Source organism: Sinorhizobium sp. FG01 (assembly GCF_002531875.1).
In the GTDB taxonomy this organism is placed as follows: domain Bacteria; phylum Pseudomonadota; class Alphaproteobacteria; order Rhizobiales; family Rhizobiaceae; genus Sinorhizobium; species Sinorhizobium fredii_C.
On sequence record NZ_NWTB01000019.1, the window covers coordinates 43,103 to 61,192 of the forward strand.

Annotated in this window: 15 protein-coding genes and 1 pseudogene; 11 read left to right on the top strand and 5 right to left on the bottom strand. The window is 58.8% G+C overall.

Annotated features, from left to right (window positions below; genetic code table 11):
- Position 1: 1 nt before the first annotated feature.
- The 5 genes from hypF (at position 2) to glmS (ending at position 6,920) form a co-directional block, all read left to right on the top strand.
- Positions 2-2,281 (top strand): carbamoyltransferase HypF, encoded by a 2,280-nt coding sequence (gene hypF, locus CO656_RS25215; RefSeq protein ID WP_097527564.1) that lies wholly within the window; start codon positions 2-4, stop codon positions 2,279-2,281.
- Complete coding sequence (locus tag CO656_RS25220) at positions 2,272-2,499, top strand: HypC/HybG/HupF family hydrogenase formation chaperone (protein WP_097527565.1); 228 nt, start codon at positions 2,272-2,274, stop codon at positions 2,497-2,499. Before hypF ends, CO656_RS25220 begins: the two co-directional genes overlap by 10 nt.
- Positions 2,496-3,653 carry a hydrogenase formation protein HypD gene (gene hypD, locus CO656_RS25225; RefSeq protein WP_097527566.1) on the top strand — a complete coding sequence of 386 codons (1,158 nt, stop codon included), beginning with the start codon at positions 2,496-2,498 and terminating at the stop codon, positions 3,651-3,653. The genes CO656_RS25220 and hypD overlap by 4 nt, the downstream gene beginning before the upstream one ends.
- Entirely contained in the window at positions 3,650-4,702 is a 1,053-nt protein-coding gene (gene hypE / locus CO656_RS25230) for a hydrogenase expression/formation protein HypE (RefSeq protein ID WP_097527567.1), read from the top strand. The genes hypD and hypE overlap by 4 nt, the downstream gene beginning before the upstream one ends.
- Before the next feature lie 391 nt (positions 4,703-5,093).
- Positions 5,094-6,920, top strand: a complete 1,827-nt coding sequence (glmS, locus tag CO656_RS25235; RefSeq protein WP_097527568.1) for a glutamine--fructose-6-phosphate transaminase (isomerizing) — start codon at positions 5,094-5,096, stop codon at positions 6,918-6,920.
- A gap of 1,766 nt (positions 6,921-8,686) precedes the next feature.
- Here the strand turns inward: glmS and CO656_RS25245 are convergent.
- A complete protein-coding gene (locus CO656_RS25245; protein ID WP_097527570.1) occupies positions 8,687-9,112 on the bottom strand; it encodes a MucR family transcriptional regulator in 426 nt (141 codons plus the stop codon).
- 324 nt (positions 9,113-9,436) lie between these two features.
- Positions 9,437-9,649 carry a hypothetical protein gene (locus CO656_RS25250; RefSeq protein ID WP_018098952.1) on the bottom strand — a complete coding sequence of 71 codons (213 nt, stop codon included), beginning with the start codon at positions 9,647-9,649 and terminating at the stop codon, positions 9,437-9,439.
- Between the two features lie 644 nt (positions 9,650-10,293).
- Between CO656_RS25250 and CO656_RS25255 the strand changes: the two genes are divergently transcribed.
- Both CO656_RS25255 and CO656_RS25260 read left to right on the top strand, forming a co-directional pair.
- Positions 10,294-10,752 (top strand): transposase, encoded by a 459-nt coding sequence (locus tag CO656_RS25255; protein WP_097527571.1) that lies wholly within the window; start codon positions 10,294-10,296, stop codon positions 10,750-10,752.
- A 194-nt stretch (positions 10,753-10,946) separates the two neighbouring features.
- Positions 10,947-11,561 (top strand): hypothetical protein, encoded by a 615-nt coding sequence (locus tag CO656_RS25260; protein WP_028004109.1) that lies wholly within the window; start codon positions 10,947-10,949, stop codon positions 11,559-11,561.
- A gap of 272 nt (positions 11,562-11,833) precedes the next feature.
- Here CO656_RS25260 and CO656_RS25265 read toward each other — a convergent pair.
- From CO656_RS25265 to hemN, 3 genes and pseudogenes are all read right to left on the bottom strand, one after another.
- Positions 11,834-11,950: pseudogene (locus CO656_RS25265) on the bottom strand (YecA family protein); the annotation flags it as partial.
- 209 nt (positions 11,951-12,159) lie between these two features.
- Positions 12,160-12,453: a hypothetical protein gene (locus CO656_RS31035; protein ID WP_097527572.1), complete on the bottom strand. Its 294-nt coding sequence runs from the start codon at positions 12,451-12,453 to the stop codon at positions 12,160-12,162.
- A 447-nt stretch (positions 12,454-12,900) separates the two neighbouring features.
- On the bottom strand, positions 12,901-14,253 hold the full coding sequence (hemN, locus tag CO656_RS25275; protein ID WP_097527573.1) for an oxygen-independent coproporphyrinogen III oxidase: 1,353 nt from the start codon (positions 14,251-14,253) through the stop codon (positions 12,901-12,903).
- Positions 14,254-14,497: 244 nt separating this feature from the next.
- Between hemN and fixL the strand changes: the two genes are divergently transcribed.
- From fixL to CO656_RS25295, 4 genes are all read left to right on the top strand, one after another.
- Entirely contained in the window at positions 14,498-16,024 is a 1,527-nt protein-coding gene (gene fixL, locus CO656_RS25280) for a PAS domain S-box protein (RefSeq protein WP_097527574.1), read from the top strand.
- On the top strand, positions 16,017-16,628 hold the full coding sequence (gene fixJ, locus CO656_RS25285; RefSeq protein ID WP_026169037.1) for a response regulator FixJ: 612 nt from the start codon (positions 16,017-16,019) through the stop codon (positions 16,626-16,628). Before fixL ends, fixJ begins: the two co-directional genes overlap by 8 nt.
- A 102-nt stretch (positions 16,629-16,730) precedes the next feature.
- Positions 16,731-17,090, top strand: a complete 360-nt coding sequence (locus CO656_RS25290; protein WP_018098959.1) for a hypothetical protein — start codon at positions 16,731-16,733, stop codon at positions 17,088-17,090.
- A 101-nt stretch (positions 17,091-17,191) separates the two neighbouring features.
- The gene (locus CO656_RS25295; protein WP_018098960.1) at positions 17,192-17,830 is read left to right on the top strand and encodes a helix-turn-helix domain-containing protein; all 639 of its coding nucleotides are present in this window, start codon (positions 17,192-17,194) and stop codon (positions 17,828-17,830) included.
- Positions 17,831-18,090 lie beyond the last annotated feature (260 nt).

Consider the following 18,090-nt stretch of genomic DNA (forward strand, 5'->3'; position numbering starts at 1 on the left):
AATGGCGCGGGTGCACGCACAACCGGCCGAACGCCAGGTCCGCCGGCGGATTAGGCTGCGGGTGCGCGGCACTGTGCAAGGCGTCGGCTTTCGGCCTTTCATCTACAGGCTCGCGCGCAAGATGCGGCTCTCCGGATACGTCCTTAATGACAGTGCGGGCGTGCTGATCGAGATCGAGGGCCTGGGCGCAGACGACTTCTCCAGGGAGATCCGAACTCAGGCGCCGCCCCTTGCCCGTATCGACGCCGTCGATGTACTGGAACTGGCGCCTGTCGGCGACAAACGATTCGAAATTCTCGACAGCCTCTGCGGCAGGAGTGCGGCTCGTATCGGCGCCGACGCCGCGACTTGCGAGGAATGCCGGCGGGAGCTCAAGGATCCGGGAAGCCGGTTTTTTGGCTATCCCTTCGTCAACTGTACCCAGTGCGGCCCGCGCTTCACTATCACCGGCTCGCTTCCCTATGATCGCGCCCAGACCTCGATGGCCTCGTTTTCGATGTGCGGTGCCTGCGCGGCTGAATATGACGACCCGGAGAACCGGCGGTTCCATGCCGAGCCCATTGCCTGTCCGGATTGCGGTCCGAGGCTCAGCCATCCGGTCGCCGAGTTGGCGGCGCGGCTAGAAGGCGGCGCGATCATCGCACTTAAGGGGGTCGGCGGGTTCCACCTGCACTGCGATGCCCGCAACGACGTGGCGATCGATCTCCTTAGGATGCGCAAGGGTCGGGACCAGAAGCCTTTCGCCGTCATGGTGCGGGATATCCCGGCGGCACGGCAACTCGCGCAGCTGACCGACGCCGAAGAGGAATTGCTGACCTCCGCCGCGAGCCCGATCGTTCTGGTCGAGGCCGTTGCCGGCGAACTCTCCAATCTCATTGCTCCCGGGCTCCGCCGGATAGGTCTCATTCTGGCCTACGCACCCACGCACTTCCTCCTGTTCGATGAGCTCGATCGTTTATCGCCGTTCTGTCCCCCTGCGCTGGTTGCGACCAGTGCCAATCCCGGTGGTGAGCCGCTCGTCGCAGACAATATGGATGTTGAGCTCCGCCTATCCGCGGTCGCCGATCTTATCGTCACCCATGATCGCGATATCATCATGCGTGCCGACGACTCAGTTATGCAGGTGATCGACGGCGCTCCCGCCTTCATCCGCCGCGCCCGCGGTTTTGTGCCAGAGCCCATCGACCTCGGCGAGGACGGACCTTCCGTGATTGCCACCGGTGCAGACCTCAAGAACACCCTATGCGTCACAAGGGGGGACGAGGCCTTCCTGTCGCAACATGTGGGCGGCCTCGACAATAGGGAGGCGATACGCTTCCAGCTTGAGGCGGCTGCCCATCTCTGTTCGATCCTTGATGTGAAGTTGGAATTCGCGGCCTGCGACCTGCATCCAGATTTCCGCTCGGTGCGGATGGCGGAGAGCTTCGGTCTGCCGGTCGTGCGAGTCCAGCACCATCTCGCTCATATCGCCGCCGTCGTTGCGGAGCATCGGCTTGCCGGGTCGGTTCTAGGGCTCGCGCTTGACGGCTACGGCTTTGGCATCGACGGCAGCAGTTGGGGCGGCGAGATGCTTGCAGTCGAGCGACATGACTGGCGGCGCTTGGGATCCCTCATGCCGCTGCCGCTGCCGGGTGGCGACCGCGCGGCGCGTGAACCCTGGCGCATGGGGGTCGCGGCGCTTCAGGCCGCGGGCCGTATCGACCTGGCGCTGGCGCTCGCGCCGGCTCATTCCTGCATGGCGCAATTGACGGCGATGTTCAGCCACCGCATGCGGTCCCCGGTTACGAGCAGCCTCGGCAGGCTCTTCGATGCTGCCGCGGCGATATCGGGCACTCGCCTTGTTCAGACCTATGAGGGGCAGGCGGCGATGGAATTCGAGGCGCTGGTTCGGGCGCCGCGCTGCCTTCCTGGTGGGTATGCCATAAAGAACGGGGTGCTCGACTTTCGGCCGCTTATTCTGCGTCTGACTGAGACAGGCAACGGCGCCGCCGATGCCGCCGACCTCTTCCATGGTACGCTGATTGCCGGCCTTGCAGATTGGGCGGCCAAGGGTGCGGCAAGCCTCGGCACGCGGCAGGTTGCGCTCAGCGGTGGATGTATGACGAACCGCGTCCTTGCGGCGGGTCTAGCGCAGGCGCTGCGGCAGCGCGGCCTTCACCCATATCTACCACGTCTGACGCCGGCCAATGACGGGGGAGTTGCGCTTGGGCAAGCGGCCCATGCGCGCCAAGTCATCATGAACAAGCGTGCGTCGGCGCTGGAGAGCCCGACATGTGCCTAGCCATACCGGTCCAGGTCACCGAAGTCCTGTCCGGCGAGATGGCGAAAGTCACGCTTGACGGCGTCTTGAAGGTCATCTCGACGGCCCTAATAGACGATGTCCGGCCGGGCGACTACGTCATCCTCCATGTCGGCTATGCGCTGACGAAGATTAAACCTGAGGAGGCGCAACGGACGCTCACGCTGATCCAAGAGGCTTCGATCGGTGACGCGTCATGAAATATATCGACGAATATCGAGACGGAAGGCTCGCCAAGCTTATTGCGGATCGGATAGCGGCTCTTGCCGATGCGGCCCGCTCCTATTGCCTCATGGAGTTCTGCGGCGGGCACACTCACGCGATCTCCCGTTACGGGCTTGACGATTTGCTACCTGCCAATGTCCGGATGATCCACGGCCCGGGCTGTCCGGTCTGCGTGCTGCCGATCGGCCGCATCGACGCGGCGATCGCGCTTGCGACCCGTCCCGAGATTACGCTGTGCACTTACGGCGACCTGATGCGAGTCCCGGGCACAAATCGTTCGAGCCTGCTTGAGGCCAAGGCGGCCGGCGCCGATATCCGCATAGTCTATTCGACGCTCGACGCGCTGAGGATCGCCAAGACGGAGCCCGAGCGCGAGGTGGTGTTCTTCGCGATTGGCTTCGAGACCACGACGCCGCCAACCGCGCTTGCACTCAAGACGGCTATCGCCAAGGGCCTCGGCAATTTCTCGGTCTTCTGCAACCATGTAGTGACACCGGCGGCCATGCACCACATTGTCGAAAGCCCGCCTGTCCGCAAGCTCGGCACGATCAAAATCGATGGGTTCATCGGCCCAGCTCATGTCAGCGCCGTGATCGGCACAAAGCCCTACGAATTGTTCGCCGAGAAATTTTGCAAGCCGGTCGTAGTGGCAGGCTTCGAGCCACTCGATGTCATCCAGGCAATCCTGATGCTGGTGCGGCAGATCAACGACGGGAGGCATGTGGTCGAAAACCAGTACATCCGCGCGGTGACCAGACTCGGCAACGAGAAGGCGCAGGCGGAGGTGGCGAATTTTTTCGAGCTGCGCGAGAGCTTCGAATGGAGAGGTCTTGGCGAACTGCCTTTGAGCGGGCTGCAGCTGCGTCCGCAATATGCGGCCTACGATGCCGAGAAGCGTTTTTCGATGGTGACATCCAGGGCCAAGGACAATCCCGCCTGTGAATGCGGCGCCATTCTGCGCGGAGCCAAGCAACCTGCCGAATGCAAGCTGTTTGGCGCGGTCTGTACGCCCGATACGCCGATGGGGTCCTGCATGGTGTCTTCGGAAGGTGCCTGCGCCGCACACTGGACCTATGGCCGCTTGCGCGAGAAGGCAGGGCAGGTGAACGCCCGGAGGGTGATCACATGAACATGATGACCGACGGCTACAATCGAAAGCTCGATCTTGCGGAAGGCCGGGTCGATCTATCGCATGGCGCCGGCGGACGTGCCATGAGACAACTCATCGGGGGTATCTTCCACGAGGCCTTCGACAACGAATGGCTGCGTGCCGGGAATGACCAGTCAGCCTTCGCCGTTTCGGACGGCCGCATGGTGATGAGCACCGACGGCTATGTCGTCTCGCCGCTGTTTTTTCCCGGCGGGAATATCGGCTCACTCGCCGTGCACGGCACGATCAACGACATCGCCATGGCCGCTGCTCGGCCGCTATATCTCTCAGCGAGCTTTATCATCGAGGAGGGCTTTCCGCTCGCCGATCTCAAACGCATCGCCGACAGCATGGGCGTGGCTTCGCGCGAGGCCGGTGTGCCGATTATCACCGGCGATACCAAGGTGGTCGAGCGAGGTAAAGCCGACGGTGTCTTCATCTCGACGGCTGGTGTCGGCAGGGTCCTGGACGGGCTCGATCTGCGCGCCGATGCCGCCCGGCCGCGCGATGCGGTTATCCTCTCCGGCTCGATTGGTGATCATGGCGTCGCCGTGTTGTCGAACCGCGAGAACTTAGAATTCGATGCGGCGATCGTCTCCGATAGCGCTCCCCTGCACACGCTAGTGGCCATGATGGTAGAAGCCGGTGGGAGGCACATCCGGCTGATGCGCGATCCCACGCGAGGCGGCCTCGCCGCCACTCTCAACGAGGTCGCGAGCCAGTCGAAGGTCGGCTTCCATATCGATGAGGAAGCGATCCCGATCAAGCCGCAGGTGGCTGCGGTTTGCGAGTTTCTGGGGCTCGATCCGCTCAATGTCGCCAATGAGGGCAAGCTTGTCGCTGTCGCCGCACCGGAAGGCGCCGAAGCAATTCTGGATGCGATGCGTGCACATCCCCTCGGGCGCGAGGCGGCCCTCATCGGACATGTCGTCGCTGACGACGACTGCTTCGTGCAGATGTCGACCTCCTTCGGCGGCCGCCGGATCGTCGACTGGCTTACGGGCGAGCAATTGCCGAGAATCTGCTGAGAGCAGATAACATCAGCTTCAATTCTCTGTTCCACCGGCTGCATGTCGACTTGCGAGATGCTCTGTCATCCGCGCGTCGAGCACAGCGAGCACTTTGCGGCCAGAGCCCTTGAAGCGCATCAGCGTAATGCATCCGTAACGCAAATGCCTGTTATCCAAACAATCAATTTTCCCGATCCATCGAGCGCCATTAGAAAGTGCTGAAACTAACGAAAATCAAGTCCAGCAGACTTACCTGCCGGCATTTTCGCTCGGCCGATTGACAACAGCAGGTGACGCGCAGCGAAGGCACGATCGCCCGTGCGAGGCAACCGGGAAGCTATCGGCATTGCCCGCTCAGACGGGGTATTTGAGTACGCCGTATCGGCGGGAAGGAACGCGAAGAGGGGATATGTGCGGGATTGTGGGTATCGTCGGGCAGCAGCCGGTCTCGGAGCGGTTGGTCGATGCGTTGAAGCGCCTGGAATATCGCGGCTACGATTCGGCCGGGGTTGCGACCATCGATGGCGGAGCGCTCGATCGCCGGCGCGCCGAGGGAAAGATTTTCAATCTCGAGGCAAGGTTGAGAGAACAGCCTCTGGCCGGCGCAATCGGCATAGGCCATACGCGCTGGGCGACCCACGGGGCGCCGACCGAGCGCAATGCCCATCCGCATTTCACCGACGGCGTCGCTGTCGTGCACAACGGCATCATCGAGAATTTTGCCGAGCTGAAGGACGAGTTGTCCGAAGCGGGTGCCGAATTCCAGACCGAGACCGACACGGAAGTCGTCGCGCAGTTGCTGGCAAGATTTCGCCGTGACGGCTTTGGGCGGCGCGAGGCGATGTTTGCGACGCTGAGGCGGTTGAAGGGCGCCTATGCACTTGCCGTTCTTTTCCAGGACGATCCGTTGACGATCATGGCGGCCCGTAATGGCCCGCCGCTGGCGATTGGTCACGGCGAGGGCGAAATGTTCCTTGGATCCGACGCCATCGCACTCGGGCCCTTCACCAATGAAATCACCTATCTTATCGATGGCGATTGGGCGATCATCGACAAGACCGGTGCCCAGATCTTTGATATCGACGGCAATGTAGCCGCCCGGCCGCGGGAGGTCTGCTTAAACGTCGCCTTTCCGGTCGACAAGGGCAACCATCGCCATTTCATGGAGAAGGAAATCTACGAGCAGCCGGAGGTCATCTCCCACGCGCTCAGCCATTATATCAACTTCATTGACCATCGGGTGCTGCCGGTTTCGGACGCGATCGACTTCGCCAAGGTGCCGAGCCTGGCGATCTCCGCCTGCGGCACCGCGTATCTGGCAGGGCTAATCGGCAAATATTGGTTCGAGCGCTATGCACGACTGCCGGTCGAAATCGATGTCGCTTCGGAGTTCCGCTACCGCGAAATTCCGCTTTCGCCGCAGTCGGCCGCTCTCTTCATCTCGCAATCGGGCGAGACAGCCGACACGCTTGCTTCCCTGCGCTACTGCAAGGAACACGGCCTGAAGATCGGCGCGGTCGTCAATACGCGCGAATCGACGATCGCGCGCGAGTCCGACGCCGTCTTCCCGATTCTCGCGGGGCCGGAGATCGGCGTGGCGTCGACCAAGGCCTTCACCTGCCAGCTTGCGGTCCTGGCCGCGCTCGCCGTCGCTGCCGGCAGGGCGCGCGGCACTGTCAGCGAGCAGGAGGAGCAGGCGCTGGTGAGGAGCCTTGCCGAGATGCCGCGCCTCATGGGGCAGGTGCTCAACAGCATCCAGCCGAAGATCGAGTTCCTGTCGCGCGAATTGTCGAAGTGCCGCGATGTGCTTTATCTCGGTCGCGGCACAAGCTTCCCGCTCGCGATGGAAGGTGCCCTGAAGCTCAAGGAAATTTCCTATATCCACGCGGAAGGCTATGCTGCCGGCGAGCTGAAACATGGTCCGATCGCTCTGATCGACGAAAACATGCCGGTGATCGTGATCGCGCCGCATGACCGCTTTTTCGACAAGACCGTTTCCAACATGCAGGAAGTGGCGGCGCGTGGCGGACGGATCATTCTGATTACCGACGGGAAGGGCGCTGCCGCTTCGAAGCTCGACACGATGCATACGATCGTACTTCCAAACGTCGACGAAATCATCGCGCCGATGATCTTCTCGCTGCCGGTCCAACTGCTCGCCTATCACACGGCGGTCTTCATGGGCACCGACGTCGATCAGCCGCGCAACCTCGCAAAGTCGGTCACCGTCGAATGATGATCCGCCGGAGACGCGAGGGGTTGCGAATTCGTAGTTTCCTAGCGCCAGAAACGATGACGTCCCTGGTCGTTCCGATGTATCCCGACTTTTGGCCGGTCACCTCCTCCATAACAGCGCTCCTTTGGGCGTATAATTGAATCACGCAGGGACGATGTCTGCCTCTGTTCAAATCTCCGTCACGCGGATTGCAATTTTCACGTCGGACGGCCGCGCCTCAGCCGCCCGCTCGAAAAACAGAATTGGTGAGAGGGGCGCAGAGGTGGAACAGAACTCGCAGGTCAGCCCAACCAGACCCGGTATCAAGCCGCATTGTGATGAACGGAGGCGCTGGAGGTAGGGCGAGCAGGCGCGATAGTTGACAATCACGCCGCTTTGTTTAGCCTGAAACAGCGGGGGCGAGACATCAGCTTGCCTTGCTGGTCAAGACTAGACAGCGGGTTGCCTACAAACGGCGCTCGTCCGGTTCAAAGACTGCGGAGTGGCGCATTCAGATGCGTCGTCTTGTGCGAGGATTCTCCTCCCGACTGAGGGGCGGCCCTTCAAAGGTTCGCTGCACGTCCGCTTCAGAATGAAGCAAAGGACGTGGACTCATGAGAAACAGTCGCAAGCTAAGAATGCTCAGGAACAAAGCCGCGCAACGCCAGCGAGGGCGTTGCCACTACTGCTTGGAACCCATGTGGGACGAAGACCAAACCGCCTTCGGCAAGCGCTTCTCGCTGTCATTGAGGGAAACGCTGCGATACCGCTGCACCGCGGAGCATCTCCTCGAAAGAGGCAAGGGCGGGGCCGATGACGAGCGCAACATCGTCGCCGCTTGTCATCACTGCAACAGGACTCGCCATCGCGCGAAACGGCCGAAAGACCCGGTATCCTACGCGAAGTATGTCCAGTCCCGAATCGGAAAAGGGCGATGGCATCCTGACAGGCTGGATCGTCAGCCCGACCCTTGATGCGGTCACGACCCATTCCCTTACCTGAGGGCCGTCCGAACGGACGATGATCGCGGGCGGATTTCGCTCGAAAGCGGAAGCCACAGGCCGTCGCGTGAAGAGCACTCAATATGATCGCCACACTGGTTGTGCCCACGGGGGGTGGAAGGGGGGCCGAATGCCAAGCGCATCCGCATTGCGCGACACTTGGCGAATGCTCTCGCGGACGCGAAAAGTCGTTGTTTCCGGCGAGGTAACCGATGCCATGGGCGCGGAGCCACTGGGATTCCTCCTTATCAGGCAGACGGCCGCATGATGGCATTGGTGGTCAGCCGTGGTCGGCCTGTACCCAAGGCGCCAGGCTTACGAATGACGAGAAAGCTGCTCTTTCGAACTCGTCCGGCCGTATTCGATCAGCGGCGACAGGGCTTTCAATATGACCCGCGTCTCAGCCATAGCTAAAGCAGAAGCCTATTTCGGTTCCGGTAACTTCCGCAGCGATCTCGCGCCACGGGTTGATATGCCTACCCGCGAGCCGAGATGCCGCCTGGACTTCAAAACCTCGGCGAGGAGGTGCCCACATGAGCCTTGTAACAAGCGGGCTCCCATGAGGGAAATGGTACGATTCTGTGCGTTTGCCGGCGTCCTTTTCTGCGCCGCTTTACCTGCCGCCGGATTGTCTCCTTGCGTGGACGTGGCTCTTGTGTTGGCCGTCGACGCCTCGGAAAGCATCGACGACGCGGAATCCTGCAACTTGCGCGCCGGGTGCAACAGCTGTCTCGGACAGAGTTCAACGACACCTCATGCGATGTCTTGCCGGTCGGAGCTGCGGGTCTACTCGCGTACCTCCCGTCTCTTGCCAAAGCCGGCTGCACGCGCGAGCGCGGAGCGTTGTCGAGCATAGTTTGGAGCAACCATCGGGTAGTCAGCCGGAAGGTTCCACCTTGCACGATATTCCTCAGGTGTAAGCCCGTACTTTGCCATCAGGTGCCGCCTCAGCGATTTGAACTTTTGGCCATCCTCGAGGCAAATGATGAATTCGGATGTCACCGACTTCTTGATCGGAATGGCGGGGCGACGTTCTTCAACGGCAACGTCGGCCTTGTCTGACTGAGATGTGCTGCTCAGCGAGGAATACGTCTGCTCGATAAGATCAGGCAGATCTGCGGCTGGAACAACATTGCGGCTCAGATAAGCGGCCACAATTCGGCTCGTCAGCTCGAGCCTCCGTTCCTCATTGCCCGAACTCCATTCGCTCAACGGTCTTCTCCTTTGTTTGCAAGTCGCTCAGATTCGCTCAGCGTGCAGGTATTTCGGTCGGAAGGAAGGCGGGGACAGGCCTAAGATGTCTTTTTTAACAGCTTTGGTGTCGTTGACTCGTCTTGAGCTGACGATTTCATTTTGCCGGGTCCGACGCTCCTCTCACCCTGGTGTACCCGGAGCACGGGAGCCCACGAGGATGGCATTACAGCTTGACATGCTTCATGCGTTGCGTGAGGCGAGCGAACCTGTTCATGAAGCTTCAGCCGTCTTTAAAGCAGACGCGAAACGACCACATGGCGCGACATCAGAGGAGAGCGGAAACTATAACGTATCATCTGTCAGGCTATCGAACACTTCCAACAACGCGTCACTTATGGCCTTGCCTAGCATCACTGCAGTATCCGTCACCGCTTCCTCGTTCATGTCATGAGCCGCCATGGCAAACGCCGCGCCCTCCGAGGTCACAATTTCCTGCGCGCGCTGTATCGCCCACAGAACAAACTCGCTACGGCTGCTGATTTCCACGGTTTCCATGATTTCTCCTGATTGCTGGGGCGGTTGCTGTATAGCGAACCGACGGGGATAACGCGGTCCCGAAAATCGATTCTTGGCCGGTCACTATATTCATCCTAACTTTGCCTTGGAATGGGCCAACTCTCGCGAGATCGAATGCGGGTATCACGTCGCCTTCCCTAGTAAGGCCGCACGGTCGCACAGAGGTTTTCGCGTAAGTCACTGGGCCGCTTGCATCCGGGGCGAGACTAATTTGTTCAGCACGACGATTGCGATGCCGGTGCGAGGGCATCCTCGCGTTATGCCGGTTTCCTCAGCGAGGCATTGCAGCCGATCTTGTTGCTTACGAACTGTAATCCGAGTTGACGGGCATCGGCTGACCGCATGCCGCGCCGTTGCACAGACGCGGGGATGAGTTTCAGCTTGGGTTGCCGGCTCCCGATCCGCGCGTGGTACTAAGGCCATCCCCCTGCAGATAGGTAATTTCGCGTCGATGCGATGAAGATGAGACACGAGGTTCCAATTGCGAAGGCGGAAGTCCTTCTTGCGACATCACTCGACAGCACAGACCCAAGATTAAGTATGCAAAAACTAGGAGTTTGACGGTCTGTTGACTCTGTAGTTCACTCAGATCAAAACAGGTGATGACTTAAGGAGAGTTTAGGATGGCTGACGAGAGTAACACAGGACCGATTTCTGCAGTTGCAGAGACGAATGCTGAAGTGAAAACACCAACGGGTAAGAAGCAGAAGTCGCCAAGACGCCAGAAGGCGGCTGCCGAACCAGCTCGCACCCAATCGACGGCGCCGGCCGCAAAGCCCAGAAGGTATGGCGAACAAGAGAAAGCCGAGAAGCTCAAGCTCATCGAGTCGCAAGTCAATGAAGGCAAAGGCACACTCAAAGACGCCATAAAGAGCGCCGGCATATCGGAGCAGACCTACTATCAGTGGAAACGGACCGCAAAGCCCGCTGAACAAAAGCCCGAGAAGGCTGTTCTGGCCGGTGACGACGAGTTGGCTGATTTCGTTCGACTGGAAGAGGAAAACCAGCGGCTCCGCAAGCTTCTGGCGGAAAAGTTGCGAGCGGAGAATGCCGACCTGCGCAAAAGACTCGGACTAGACTAAGCCAGCTAGGCCCGCGCCGGCCCGTAACCGCTGGCATGATATTGTCCATGATGGGCAATCAGTCACGCGAATGTTCCCGCGGCTCGCGCGCTAGTGAGTTGAAGCGCGAGGTGAGGAGATATATGCGTCCGCAGCCAGGGGCTCACCGGCGCTGGCTAGGAGTGGTTTTTTAAAATGCTTAAGGTTCAGGGTATATGAAAGTACCACAACGGAGCTTCATCGTTGAATTCAAGTCGGGGCGTCGACAGACTAAGGCGAGGACAAACTCCATTTGGGGGGACACAGACCTCAAGGCTTTGGCCCGCGCAGTAGAAGAGGAGTCGTCCCACCTGTTCAATTCGACTGAAGTACCTGTCACGCCTGACGCAAGTGGAGACATGGTATCTCAGCAGATCGATGTTGGTTCTGCAAGCGAACCTTCGGGCGATATCGACGTTGCAGCAGAAGCCGTGCCGTTGGACCTTGCCGCAGGAACTGAAGAACAAAAGCAGCGTGAGGCCGAGCGTCTGCCCGACGAGCGTGTTGCAGTGGTAGAAGAAACCCAGCCGACGTCGGGGCCGCAAGCAACACCAAGGGGCCGTTCTCGAAAGCGTGCCAGGTATGCGCCGGCCCGGGCAATTGGGTCAACTTCAACGCGTCCAAACGAGCGCAAAAACGGGCCATCCGCGACCGCTGACAATGCGAGCTCCCTAGAGGAAGTTGCGGCCCTTGAGGCAGAAAACAAGCGGCTAAAGAGACTGCTGGCTGAACAGCTTTATGCACAGAACTTGCAGCTTAAGAGGATGCTTGCGCGGTTCCACGTGACATGAGGAGGCTGCACCGCCACCGCCGCTAGGCTCCGTGAAAACTACCTGCAATAGGAGCGAGCCAGCTTACTGTCCACCTATCAAAGCGACGTCTCAAAGGACCCGGCGTCCTCCTGAGTGCGCTAAGGAAGGTAAGTCGAAGCCGGCCAGGGTATAAAGGTTGCGACCCTGCCCATTCGCAATGCCTTTTTGGGTACGGCTTTTCTCGCGTTCCTTTCGAAACCTCTCCCGGCGACCAGGCGCAGGCGAGCAGCGCACGGCTTTCGTCCGTTGTTTCACAACTTCTGCTTTGCGCGCTTTGGCATGAAGTAGCTTCGGATATTGACGAGCGCTTCGTCGACGGCAGCAGCATCCTCGTGGGTGGTGGGCCCTTTAGTCTCGCTAAGTTTTCGGGGCACGCACTTTCTCGTTCGGGGCCGCGAGCCTCGCTGGGCCTCCGCTTTTGTACAACGGCTTCGCCCCCGCGACGATCGGTCTCATGCTCATGGCAGCCTTCTGCCTGCGCCGGGGTCGCGGGTCGACTATCGAGCGAGGAGATCTTTCTGGCCGTTATTCGAGCGGCCAGCGGCGACGCAGATTGGGAATCTCGAGGAATGTCCGGTTAGAAATACGATCGTGCGAGTGGCCCTATATATTCGATTCTAAAGCCATCCATTCGCGCCTTTCGGATAAAGGCGTTCGCCCCGGCAAGACCAGTCTCGAACACGTGCCCGTCTCGAGTGCTCCTTGAAAAGTTAGTCTCGAACCAGGGACTTGCCCTTAGCGAAAGAAGGCTGATGCGCCATTTTCGCGCTTCCTTTCTTTCAATGCGGAAATCCGCGGCCGGAGAGCCCTGGTCACTCAGCTCCGCCGTGTCCGTCTTGCCAGGTATAAAACCTCCATCTGCGTGGGCCATAATCACGCTCCTCCTCGTGTTAGCGTTGGAAACAAGCCAGATGCTTACCTTGCCGCGGGTAATCCCAGAAACGCGGCTAGGCCTGCCCTCCCTTGCGCTATGTCACAAAATTACTTTCCGGCTGTGACAAAAGCCTCGACTTTAAAAAGCACCTTAATTGATGCATGCTTCGTCGCCGGTCTTTGAGCGAGATCAAACGCTCCCAAGAAAATATGGGTCGCCGCAAGCGGTGACTGTCACTACCAGGGGATACCCGAATAACAGATCCGCAAGAGCCATTCTGACAGGTGTGAGCGTTTGCAGGTTGAGCTCTCTCGCGATACTTCTAGCCTGTCGAACGAGATCGTCCAGTGGACGTCTGCCAAATGTCCGACTGAAGTCGGTTGACGTTATATGCTGAACAACCTCTCGGTTCACGCCATGCCGTCTTCGTCATCGAAAATAGCTTCAAGCCGCCTTGATGCAGCTTCGCGTCGATACGTTCAGATAGGCATCGAAAGCTGCAGCGACTGCACGGATCAGGAAACGCCCTTCCTCCCGCAACCGTATGACCCCGCCCTCGTTTTCTAGGATTCCGTCGCTTTCCAGCATGGCGAGCCTGTCATTCCCGTCTAAAAGGGCACTATGCTCGAATCCATGGGCGGCGGCGAGTGCCGGAATGTCAACCCGCAAGTCGCACATCAGGCGCTCGATGATGTTTGCCCGCAACCGGTCCTCGGCCGACAAGCGGTAGCCTTTCACTATGGCAAGACGACCAGATGCAATCCGTTTCGCGTAGTCACCAGGGGATACCTCATTCTGAACATAACCGCCTGCCAAGCGGCCAATGGCCGATGCTCCGAAGCCGATGAGCGTCTCGCAGGCGTCGGTGGTGTAACCCTGAAAGTTTCGGTGCAATTGCCCGTTTGCCTGTGCAATTGCCAGATTGTCGCCTGGCCGGGCGAAATGGTCGAGCCCTATGCTGCAATACCCGGCCGAAAGGAGATTTTCCGCAATCGCCTGTGCCTGAGCAAGACGGTCTCCAGCACTGGCGAGCATGGCTTCATTAATCATTCGCTGATGCCTCTTGAGAGTAGGCACGTGGGCATAGCCGAAAACGGCGAAACGATCTGGCTGCATTTCGAGCGCCATCTTGATCGTGTCGATGCAGGATTCGACCGTCTGGTGTGGCAGGCCATAGATTAAATCAAAATTAATGCTGTCTACGCCCGCGCGGCGCAGGTGGGAAACCGCATTTATTGTCTGTTTGAGGCTCTGGTTTCGGTTTATCGCCTTCTGTACCACCGGATCGAAGCTCTGCACCCCGAGGCTTGCACGGCGGACCCCTGCTATGCCAAGAACCGCCGCCATCTCCTGCTCTAGCGTCCTAGGATCAATCTCAATGGCGATTTGGGTGGTACTTGCGAGATCGAAGTGCTCGTTTAGAAGCTCGATAAATGCCAGCATTTCCTTCGGTCGCATGATTGTTGGAGTTCCTCCGCCGAAATGTACATGGTCGATGTTGAGGGGCGCTTTTGTCGTTGCCGATACGAGGCATATCTCCTTACGCAGCATATGAAGGTAGTTGCCGATCGGTAGGTCGCGTCGCGTGATCGTCGTGTGACAGGCGCAGTACAAACACCTCGAGCGACAGAAGGGGATGTGCACGTATAGCGACGCCGGTTTCTCCCGGGGTATCTCGGCGAGCCAGTCATGATAGGCGCTTGCGTCCACGTCGGGTGAGAATTGTAGCGACGTCGGGTAACTCGTGTAGCGGGGCAGGCGCGCATCGCCGTATTTTGCAGCAAGAGCTGATTGCATAGGGAGATCCTTCTCTAGAGGGCGGTGCAAGTACCGCACTCTAGGGCCTCATCTCGCGAGCTCTTTGATCGAAAGCAAGGATTGCTTCCAAATTCACGTAATTATGCGGGGCGATCGAAGTGCGGCAACATAGCCGCGGGATGGCTGATGACTGCGGCATAGCCTATGGAATAGGCGGCGTGCGCTTGACTAAGGCGTTTCCTCGGCGAAAGACTGGACACAGCAACAGTAAACTAGTCCTCTGATGGATCAGGCAAATGCATTCACAAAACGTCTGTGGAACGATCCGCCTTGGCAGATGCTTGCCAGATGGCGAGGGGAGGGGATGAGATCCTATGTAATCGTAACTGCGGTTCCAGTAGCCATTCTCGCACTGAGACTAGCGCTGTCACCGTTCATCGGCGACAGCCTTGTTCTGTCCTCGTTTATTCCCGGTATGCTGATCGCCGCGTTCGTCGGCGGGCAAAAGCCAGTCGTACTTGCAGCCGCAATGTCGATATTGGCAGCTATCTTTCTTCACTGGCTCGAAGATGCTCCTTACCCGGAGCTTGTCGAGTTGATTGTTTTTGGTTTGGCAATGCTTCTCATCGCATGCCTGGGAGAGGTGCTGGAGGCAGGGAGACGCGCCATGGACAAGATAAAGGCTGCCGTCAAAGCCCGTGATGCACATCTTAGGTCCATACTGGACACAGTACCAGATGCAACCGTGGTCAGCGCAGCCAATGGTACGATTGTTTCCTTCAACGCCGCCGCCGTGCGGCAGTTCGGCTATGCAGAAGAGGAGGTCATCGGCGAGAACCTTCGCATCCTGATGCCAGAACCCTATCGCCATGAACACGACGGATATATGCAGCGATACATGAGGACCGGGGAAAAGCGCATCATTGGTATTGACCGCGTCATCGTAGGGCGGAGGAAAGACGGATCAACATTTCCAATGAAGCTGGCTGTAGGCGAGATGCGGTCTGGAGGCGAGCGGTTCTTCACCGGCTTCATTAGAGACCTGACCGAGCGGGAGGAGTCGGCCGCAAGGCTTGAACAGATCCAGGCGGAATTGGCCAGGCTCGCCCGTCTCAAAGAGATGGGCGAGATGGCCACGACGCTTGCGCATGAGCTCAATCAACCCCTATCTGCGATCGCGAACTATGCTCATGGTTGTACGAGGCTGTTGCGCGATATGGACGCCTCAATGGCAATGAGGATGCGCGACGCGCTGGAGGAGGTGGCGAGCCAATCCCTGCGCGCAGGACAGATCATCAAGCATCTCCGGGAGTTCGTTACGAAAGGTGAGAAGGAAAGGGCACCCGAGGACATCCGTAAATTGGTGGAGGAAGCTGGCGCGCTGGCTCTTGTCGGTTCCCGTGAGAATAACGTTCGAACGGTATTCGAGTATTTGCCGGGTGCCGACATGGTGATGGTCGATCGGATCCAGGTCCAACAAGTGCTGATCAACCTCATGCGCAATGCGGTCGAGGCGATGCGCGAGGTAGAGCACCGCGAGCTTATCGTTCGCACCATGCCGGCTGGTGCGGGGGAAATCGCTGTGACGGTAAGAGACACGGGTGGTGGAATCCCAGAGGAGGTCACCGGAGAGCTTTTCAAGCCATTCTTTACGACGAAGCCGAGCGGAATGGGGGTCGGTCTTTCGATTTCCAAGCGCATCGTCGAAGCGCATGGCGGCGAGATGACCTTTTCGAAGAATGAAGCGGGAGGGGTAACCTTCCGGTTCACGCTTCCCGCCTATGTGGAGCGGATTGATGGAAATGACTGACTATACAGTTCACATTGTCGATGACGAAGAGCCCGTTCGCAAGTCGCTTGCCTTCATGCTGACGATGAATGGTTATGCCGTAAAGGTGCACGAGTCGGCTGCCTCCTTCCTGGACTTCGCTCCGAATATCCGCGACGGAATTCTAGTAACAGACCTCAGGATGCCTGATATTTCAGGGGTGGGTCTCATCCGCCAGCTCGGCTTAAAGAAAATAAAGATACCCGCCATCGTGATCACGGGACATGGCGATGTGCCAATGGCAGTCGAGGCGATGAGAGCGGGAGCACTGGACTTTATTGAGAAGCCGTTTGAGGACTCGCTGATCGTGGAAGCTATTGAACGGGCATCAGGACATTTGACTGTTCCCGCGGTGGCCGATGAGATCACAGACATCCAGGCGCGCCTTGACACACTCAGTCCCAGAGAACGGCAGGTGCTCTCAGCGGTGGTCTCTGGCCTCGCCAATAAAACGATTGCATACGATCTCGATATCAGTCCCCGAACCGTGGAGGTGCACCGCGCGAACGTAATGTCCAAAATGAGAGCCAAGAGCCTCCCGCATCTTGTTGGGATGGCTATCGCGGCCGGGTTCGCGCCTTCGTAATTTTTGCCCTCTTGATCTCGCGCAATGCGTCGGCTTGTCGCAAGCGTTCAAATGGCGCTTAGCGGGCGGGCATATGCACGCCAGAACAAGCGGAACACTAAGTTGTCAGTTGCCAGGATCATCGTTCTCGTTGTACCGGACCGGGGCCTCCGGCGATCCCTTGCGTTCGCGCTAGAGGTTGAAGGTTACTTGACGGAGTCCTACGACGCGTTATGGAAGGCGGAGGCTTCCACCGGGCGGGCGCTCTGCACCATCGTCGACGAAGAGATTTTGAAGTCCGAGCAGCAAACGCCAAGGTCCCTAGAGACACCCGATGGTCGTGTAGTCCTCCTAGTTGATGGAATGACGGCGGTCAAAGAACAAGGCGACACGATCGTCTTGACGAAACCGATCAACGGCTCCGATCTCGTGAGCGTGGTGAACGACCTAGAAACGATGGCGGTTCGGAGAGACCGAGCATGACGCGACTGGCGGGCTCTAAGTATTTTTACTTAGTGATATAACCGAGTTTATCGCCGAGGCGCGACTTGGCAACCTTGCCCTGAAACATCAGGGGATATGAGATGAACGCCGCCTCCAGACCTTTAGAGCGGAGCCATGTAGCGCCCAACAACATTGGAAGAGTAAAGATCCCGGGGCCGCACCTTGTTGCGACATACAAGGCTGGCCGGGAAATCTATGCACAAGGTGATACCGTAGCCAAGTACTACCAGGTCAAAACCGGGACTGTCCGCGTATACCGCCTCCTCGCGGAGGGGCGACGGCAGATTGTATCCTTTCACTTTGCAGGGGAGGTGTTCGGCGTCGAAGCGGGCTCGACCCATCGGTTCTTTGCCGCGGCCATTACCGAGACAACGCTGGCTGTCTTCAGGCAACATACGGTGAAGGAGCATTCACGGGAACTCTTGGGGTTTGCCCTGGACGGTATGGCGCGGGCTCAGGAGCACCTTCTGGCCGTTGGCCGACAATGTGCGGTGGAGCGTATGGCCGCATTCCTACTGGATCTCTCAAACCGGCTGGGACGCCTTCGGCAGCTAAGATTGCCGATGTCACGGCAGGACATTGCGGACTATCTCGGCCTGACAATCGAGACGGTATCCCGTGTCCTGACCAAGCTAAAGGAACGAAGCATAATCGCACTGCCAGACACAAGGGCGATAGACATCATGAAACCGGGAGCTCTCCGTTCGCTCTGCCAATAAGCGTCTATCGCGGTGGCGGCACGCGGTGCCGACCCTTTGGTATTGTTGATTGTGAATCGCGTTGAGCGACACTGCAGGCGCTTCAGATTGGGCGCGGGTCTGTCAAACCGGCGAATATCATTGGCGCGATCCTGCCGCAGATGGACCCTTTAATGCTGGAAAGCGCTTCTTTCGCTCGTTCGCCTCGTTAACAACCGCCGAGAGTTCACGGGCCGGCCCGACCCGATCTTGATTTGAATCAAGGTACGCAAGCCCCGCCT